The sequence below is a fragment of the Streptomyces sp. NPDC031100 genome, assembly GCF_055570785.1.
Map to the genome: position 1 here is coordinate 121,762 of NZ_JBVIGN010000004.1, position 6,803 is coordinate 128,564.

The 6,803-nt window shown below is 72.5% G+C and carries 8 protein-coding genes and 1 pseudogene; 6 read left to right on the forward strand and 3 right to left on the reverse strand.

Translation table 11 applies throughout. The features are described from left to right. Positions 1–4: 4 nt before the first annotated feature. Positions 5–865 (reverse strand): dihydropteroate synthase, encoded by an 861-nt coding sequence (gene folP, locus ACZ5DS_RS12415; protein ID WP_468236714.1) that lies wholly within the window; start codon positions 863–865, stop codon positions 5–7. A gap of 137 nt (positions 866–1,002) precedes the next feature. On the opposite strand from folP, the gene ACZ5DS_RS12420 reads away from it, so the two are divergent. Together ACZ5DS_RS12420 and ACZ5DS_RS12425 are read left to right on the forward strand one after the other, a co-directional pair. After that, a complete protein-coding gene (locus ACZ5DS_RS12420; RefSeq protein WP_468236716.1) occupies positions 1,003–1,359 on the forward strand; it encodes a DivIVA domain-containing protein in 357 nt (118 codons plus the stop codon). Further along, positions 1,356–1,952 (forward strand): DNA-3-methyladenine glycosylase I, encoded by a 597-nt coding sequence (locus tag ACZ5DS_RS12425; RefSeq protein WP_468236717.1) that lies wholly within the window; start codon positions 1,356–1,358, stop codon positions 1,950–1,952. The genes ACZ5DS_RS12420 and ACZ5DS_RS12425 overlap by 4 nt, the downstream gene beginning before the upstream one ends. 85 nt (positions 1,953–2,037) lie before the next feature. Here the strand turns inward: ACZ5DS_RS12425 and chcB are convergent, their stop codons facing one another. Then, entirely contained in the window at positions 2,038–2,841 is an 804-nt protein-coding gene (chcB, locus tag ACZ5DS_RS12430) for a 2-cyclohexenylcarbonyl CoA isomerase (RefSeq protein ID WP_468236720.1), read from the reverse strand. A 376-nt stretch (positions 2,842–3,217) separates the two neighbouring features. Between chcB and ACZ5DS_RS12435 the strand changes: the two genes are divergently transcribed. Further along, complete coding sequence (locus ACZ5DS_RS12435; protein WP_018544333.1) at positions 3,218–3,385, forward strand: DUF3117 domain-containing protein; 168 nt, start codon at positions 3,218–3,220, stop codon at positions 3,383–3,385. 87 nt (positions 3,386–3,472) lie between these two features. On the opposite strand, the gene ACZ5DS_RS12440 is transcribed toward ACZ5DS_RS12435, so the two are convergent. Beyond that, a complete protein-coding gene (locus tag ACZ5DS_RS12440; protein ID WP_468238179.1) occupies positions 3,473–4,171 on the reverse strand; it encodes an O-methyltransferase in 699 nt (232 codons plus the stop codon). Positions 4,172–4,407: 236 nt separating this feature from the next. Between ACZ5DS_RS12440 and sigE the strand changes: the two genes are divergently transcribed. From sigE to ACZ5DS_RS12455, 3 genes and pseudogenes are all read left to right on the forward strand, one after another. Beyond that, a complete protein-coding gene (gene sigE, locus ACZ5DS_RS12445; protein ID WP_468238181.1) occupies positions 4,408–5,109 on the forward strand; it encodes an RNA polymerase sigma factor SigE in 702 nt (233 codons plus the stop codon). Then, entirely contained in the window at positions 5,106–6,098 is a 993-nt protein-coding gene (locus ACZ5DS_RS12450; RefSeq protein WP_468236723.1) for an anti-sigma factor family protein, read from the forward strand. The genes sigE and ACZ5DS_RS12450 overlap by 4 nt, the downstream gene beginning before the upstream one ends. 134 nt (positions 6,099–6,232) lie before the next feature. Continuing rightward, positions 6,233–6,803, forward strand: a pseudogene (locus ACZ5DS_RS12455) (protease); the annotation flags it as partial.

Genomic DNA, 6,803 nt, shown 5'->3' on the forward strand with positions numbered 1-6,803 from the left:
GGGGTCAGGCCAGGCCTCGTCGGGCTACTGCGGGGGGTCGGTGGCCGGCGATGGATGCCACCATCTCGAGTACCTGGCGTGTCTCGGCCACCTCATGGACCCGGTACACCTGCGCCCCGAGCCACGCGGACACCGCAGTGGTGGCCAGCGTGCCGATCAACCGCCCCTTCACCGGCCGGTCCAGGGTCTCGCCCACGAAGTCCTTGTTGGACAGGGACACCAGCACCGGCCACCCCGTGGCGACCATCTCGTCCAGCCGCCGCGTCGCCTCCAGGCTGTGCCGCGTGTTCTTCCCGAAGTCGTGCCCGGGATCGATCAGCACCGACTCCCGCGGCACCCCCAGAGAGACAGCGCGTTCCGCCAGCCCCAGGGTCACCTCCAGGATGTCGGCCATCACGTCGTCGTACGTCGTGCGGTACGGCCGGGTCCGCGGCTGCGCACCCCCCGCGTGTGTGCACACCAGCCCCACCCCGTACCGCGCAGCGACCTCCGCGAGCCCCGGGTCGACCCCGCCCCACGCGTCGTTCAGCAGATCCGCCCCCGCCTCGCACACCGCTTCGCCGACCGAGGCCCGCCAGGTGTCCACACTGATGATCACGTCCGGGAACCGACGCCGTACCTCCGCGACGAACTCGACCGTCCGGCGCGCCTCCTCCTCGGCCGTGACCTCCTCGCCCGGCCCGGCCTTCACCCCGCCGATGTCGACGATCGCGGCGCCCTCGGCCACCGCCTGCTCCACCCGCGCCAGCGCCGGCTCGTCGCGGAACGTGGCCCCCTGGTCGTAGAAGGAGTCGGGGGTCCGGTTCACGATCGCCATGATCACCGGCTCGTGCGGCCCGAATTCACGTCTGCCCAGCCTGAGCATCCCCTGTGACCTCTCCTAGTACGTCCGCAGAACAGCCGCCTGCGACCCTAACTGTCAGACTCGCATGGCACGATCGGAGCCTGACAGATTTGGCTTCCGGCACAGCGTCGGGCACAAGGAGCTTGGGGACCTCAGCGATGGTTATGTTCTTGTTCCTGGTCGTCGCCCTCGCCGTCGTGGTGGCCGCGGTGACCCTCGCCGTGGTGGGCGGCGGCGAGAGCGGTCCGCTGCCGGAGGCGGCCCCGGAGCGGCTGCAGGACCCGCTGCCGCCGGACCGCCCGGTCCACAGGGCGGACGTGGAGAGCCTGCGCTTCCCGCTCGCCCCGCGTGGCTACCGCATGGCGGATGTCGACGACGCCCTGAGCCGCCTCGGCGCCGAACTCGCCGAGCGGGACGCCCGTATCGCCGACCTGGAGTCCGCGCTGGCCGGCGCCAGAGCAGCGGCCGCGCACGCCCGCATGGACAAGGCCGATCACCCGGAGGACCGGCGATGAGCGACGGAACCGCCCTCGCCGGGCCCGACGGCGTGCTGCGCTGCCCGTGGGCCCTGTCCACCGAGGACTACGTGTCGTACCACGACGAGGAGTGGGGCCGCCCGGTCCACGGCGACGACGCCCTCTTCGAGCGGATCAGCCTGGAGGCCTTCCAGTCGGGCCTGTCGTGGATCACGATCCTGCGCCGCCGCCCGGGCTTCCGCACGGCCTTCGCCGACTTCCGGATCGGGAAGGTCGCCGCCTTCACGGACGAGGACCGCGAGCGGCTGCTGGCCGACCCGGGCATCATCCGCAACCGCGCCAAGATCGACGCGACGCTCGCCAACGCGCGCGTGCTCGCCGACTGGTCCGAGGGCGAGCTGGACGAGTTCATCTGGTCCCACGCCCCCGCCCCCTCCGGCCGCCCCGCTCCGAAGACCCTCGCCGACGTCCCCGCGGTCACCCCGGAGTCCACGGCCCTGTCGAAGGCCCTGAAGAAGCGCGGCCTGAAGTTCGTCGGCCCGACGACGGCGTACGCCCTGATGCAGGCGTGCGGGCTGGTCAACGACCACTTGGAGGCGTGCGTCAGCAGAAACAGCCCGTCCGGCGTTTGAGGGCGAGGCCGTCGGGCCGATGGGGGGCCGGCCTGGGGGCGTAGCCCCAGAGGCGCGCACCTCCACCGACCCGCAGGCCAACGGCTCAGCGCCCCAGATACTTCGGCTTCTCCTTGTTCACGAAGGCCTGCACGGCGATCGCGTGGTCCTCGGACTGCCCCGCCCGGGTCTGCAGCTCGTCCTCCTTCTCCAGCGTCTCGGCGAGCGAGTGCGTCAGGCCGTACGCCATCGCCTCCTTGATCGCCGCGTAGGCGACCGTCGGCCCCTCTGCCAGGGCCCGCGCCACCTTCTCGGCCTCGGCGCGCAGCTCGGCGGAGGGCACCAGCCGGTTGGCGATACCCAGCTCCAGCGCGTCCTGCGCGCTGATGCTGCGCGGGAAGAGCAGTAGGTCTGCGGCGCGGCCCGGGCCGACCACCCGGGGCAGCGTCCAGGAGATGCCGGAGTCCGCGGTCAGCGCGACGCCCGCGAAGGAGGTGTTGAAAGCGGCGGTTTCGGCCACCACCCGGTAGTCCGCGGCGAGCGCGAAGCCGAAGCCCGCCCCGGCCGCGACCCCGTTCACCGCGGCCACCACCGGCTTCGGAGCCCCGGCCAGTGCCTTCACGATCGGGTTGTAGTGCTCCTTGACCGTGCTCATCGTCTGCCCGGACCCCGTCTCGCGGTCCGCCGCCAGCAGCCCGATGTGTTCCTTGAGGTCCTGGCCCACGCAGAAGGCCCGGTCGCCGGCGGCGGTCAGCAGGATCGCCCGTACGGCAGTGTCCCCGGCCGCCGATTCCGCCGCCTCCCGGAGCGCGACCTTGGTCGCGATGTTCAGCGCGTTCATCGCCTCGGGGCGGTTCAGCGTGATCGTCGCGAGTCCGTCGCTCACCTCGTAGAGCACGGTGTCGGCCATGGCGCATCCCCTCCGGTGTCGTCCTGGGTGACGTACCGCTCAGTACGTCCCTGTCCGAAGGACAGCATGGCGGAGATCGCCGTCCAAGGACCGGACCGGACGTGTGACCTGCGTCAAAGAAAACCGGAGTGGAGTCGCTCGGAGGGCGCTCGCAGGGCGGTGCAGTATCGCAGCCACATCCCCGAATTGAGTGGTTTTGCTCGCGCGCGTTGCCCAAGCGATGCCGACTGATGTTGGTCATCGGGTCCTGAGATGCGGGATAATGGCTTGGAAGCAATGTGTTCGATGCCGGTGTCGCGTGTCCGCTCCCGGAACCGCGGATGCCCTCCGAGGGCTCTCGGCAGACGATGAGCTGGTTTCAGGAAGGGGAACGAGCATGGCGGCCATGAAGCCGCGGACGGGTGATGGCCCGCTCGAGGTGACCAAGGAGGGGCGGGGCATCGTCATGCGCGTTCCGCTCGAAGGCGGCGGTCGACTTGTCGTCGAGCTGACCCCTGACGAGGCCGAGGCGCTCGGCGACGCCCTCAAGAAGGTCGTCGTCTGACGCGCCCGCGATCGAGTCCTTCCGGCTGCCCCGGCATCGTATGCGGTGCCGGGGCGGTCGTGTTCCGGACCCCCGGCGGTCCGCCGCTCACCGCTTGACCGCGCACAGCAGACCGTCGCCCACCGGCAGCAGCGACGTCACCAACTCCTGGCTCTCCCGCACCGTGCGCAGCAGCTCGCGCAGCCGCAGTACCTCCGTCGGCTGCGGTCTCGAGTCGACCGTACGGCCGTTGGCGAAGATGCCCTCGAAGACGACCAGGCCGCCCGGACGCAGCAGGCGCAACGATTCAGCGAGGTAGTCCGAGTACTCCTGCCGGTCCCCGTCGCAGAAGACGAGGTCGTATCCGGCGTCCGCGAGCCGGGGCAGCACGTCCAGGGCGCGGCCGGGTATGAACCGGGCCCGGTTGCTGGCGAAGCCGCAGGCGCGGAAGGCCTGCCGGGCGAACTGCTGGTGCTCCGGCTCCGGGTCGACCGTGGTGAGCACCCCGTCCGGGCGCATGCCGTGCAGCAGATGGATTCCGGACACCCCGCACCCGGTGCCGATCTCCGCGACCGCCTTCGCGTCCACGGAGGCGGCGAGCAGTCGCAGCGCGGCGCCCGTGCCGGGCGACACCGAGCGCAGCCCTGCCTCGCGGGCCCGGTCACGGGCCCAGCGCAGCGCTTCGTCCTCGGCGACAAAGGCGTCGGCGAACGCCCAGCTCGTCTGCCGGTTGCCGGTAATGGCCCTCTCCTGTCCCCGTGGTTGCCTGGGCGTGACTGTATCCGTTGCCCCCGGGAACCCGCAGATGGGACCGGGCGTTTAAAGGGATGAGAGCCGGTGGCCCGGGACGTGACGGGGGGTATGAGGTGGATGAGGACGCCGAGCACATGCTGACGCAGCCGTATGAGCCGTATCAGCGCGTATCAAATTCTCGTAAAACCGCTTATCCGGAGCTAACGGGCGAGGTGGCTATGGTAGGGGCTCCACTGGACACCACCAGAGCCGACAGGGGAGGTGCGGCTGCGCCTGTGGATCGGGGAGGAGTGCTGCGGCGCTTTCTCGGATCGGCGGGCAGGCCGAAATCCGTGACCGACACCGCTGACCACCGCCACGCCGCCGAGCGCGCCCACACCGCGACCTTCTCCACCGACGCGGACGGGCAGGCGTGGACTCCGCCCACGTGGGAGGAGATCGTCAGCACGCACAGCGGCCGGGTCTACCGTCTGGCATACCGCCTCACGGGCAACCAGCACGACGCCGAGGACCTCACCCAGGAAGTCTTCGTCCGCGTCTTCCGCTCGCTGTCGACGTACTCGCCAGGCACGTTCGAGGGCTGGCTGCACCGCATCACCACGAACCTCTTCCTGGACATGGTCCGGCGCAAGCAGCGCATCCGCTTCGACGCCCTCGGCGAGGACGCGGCCGAGCGCCTGCCCAGCCGCGAGCCCACCCCGCAGCAGGTCTTCAACGACGCCCACTTCGACGCGGACGTCCAGCAGGCCCTGGACACCCTCGCGCCCGAGTTCCGCGCCGCGGTCGTCCTTTGCGACATCGAAGGACTGTCGTACGAGGAGATCGCCGCGACCCTCGGCGTGAAGCTCGGCACGGTCCGCTCCCGAATCCACCGCGGCCGCTCCCAGCTCCGCAAGGCCCTCGCCCACCGGTCGCCGGAGGCGCGCCAGGCCGAGCGGCGCTCCTTCGTGGCCCGTGTCCCCGCTCTGGGGGGAGGGGGCGCGACCGCGTGAGTGGATCACGACCGAAGGCTGCCGAGGCACACCTCACCGAGCAGCACCTGGGAGACCGGCTCTCCGCCCTGGTGGACGGGGAGCTGGGTCATGAGTCGCGCGAGCGTGTCCTCGCGCACCTGGCCACCTGTGCCCGGTGCAAGGCGGAGGCGGACGCCCAGCGACGGCTGAAGAACGTGTTCGCCGAGGCGGCCCCGCCGGCGCCCTCCGAGAGCTTCCTGGCCCGCCTCCAGGGCCTTCCCGCGGGCGGTGACCCCGACGGCGACGGCACGCAGGCGCCCGGGGGCGGCCTCTTCGGGCGGGATCCCGGGGCCGGGGTCTTCGGAGTGCGGCGCGGCGAGCGCTTCGAGTTCGGGTACGTCCCCGCCGACCCTGCCCATTCCGCGGCTCCCGTCGCTCCCCAGGAGCGCGGTTTCCGCATCCATCCCGTCGGCCGCCCGGACGTCGACCGTTCCGCCTCGCGCGGACTGCGGTTCGCGTTCGCCGCCGCCGGAGCGGTGTCGCTGGCCGCCCTGGCCCTCGGCGGCGTGACCACCGCCATCCCCGGCGACGTGACCGCGGACGCCCGCGGCGGCTCCGGCTCCGGCAACGTCGTCCCGACGCGTGCGGCGGGCACGGGCGCGGCCACACCCGACCCCCAGCGCCGCCGCTCGACGGGACCGCTGCTCGCCCAGGGCAGCAGCCTGTTCGGCCAGACGCCGGTGCCGCCGACCTCCCTGTCCGCGCCGCTGCTGCCCGGAGTGCCGGCCCCGGCCGCCGGGCAGGTGCAGGACGCCGCGCACGACCTGACCACACCGGTGATGGCGGGTGCGGCCGCGGTCTCCCCGCTGATACGTCCGCTGAGCGAGATCTCGCCGTTCTCCCTGACCTCCTGGTCCGCGACACCCCAGCCGACCGTCCTCGGCCCGCTGTCCGCCCCCGTCCCCGACACCCCCTCCATTCCCCTCCGGTCCTCGGACTCCCCCTCCTCCTCCCGACAGGCACCCTGACCTGCCGCTGCCCCGCGGCCGCCGAACCTGGTTGAATCCTGTGAGACCGTGCCCGCGGCGGTGACCCGGGCGCGGAGTCGACGTTCCGCGGCCACCGCCGACGCGCGCGGCCGCGGCCAGCCCTGGGGAGAGCATTGAACGAGGGGAACCCGACGTCCGTCCCGCCGGGGGAGCAGGGGGAACACCGGGAGCAGACGTCGGCGGGGGAGGCACCGGCCAGGCCCGCCGACGGCGACTTCGAGCTGGCGAAGCCCGCGCCGACCGAGGCGGGCTCCGCCGCCGCACCGCCCGCCGAGCGTCCCAAGCCCCTGCACGACCCCGACCCCTACAGCACCCCGCCGTACGGCGAGCCGGGCCCCTGGGCTCCCGCCCCACCGGTCCAGCACCCGTCGGCGACCCAGCCCCAGGGGGCGGCCACACCGACACAGCAGCCACCGCCCATACCGACGCCTCCGGCCGTACCGACGCCTCCGTCTGCCTCCGCACCAGCGGCTTCCCAGGCGTCCGCCCAGGCGGGTCCGCTCGCGTCGGCTCACCTGGGCCCTTCCGCGTCCGTGCCCGCGCCCGCGGCTCCGACGGCGCCTGCGCCCGAGGCTGCCAACGCTCCGGCGGCTTCCTCCGTACCGGTACCAGCGGCTTCCCAGGCGTCCGCCCAGGCGGGTCCGCTCGCGTCGGCTCACCTGGTCCCTTCCGCGTCCGTGCCCG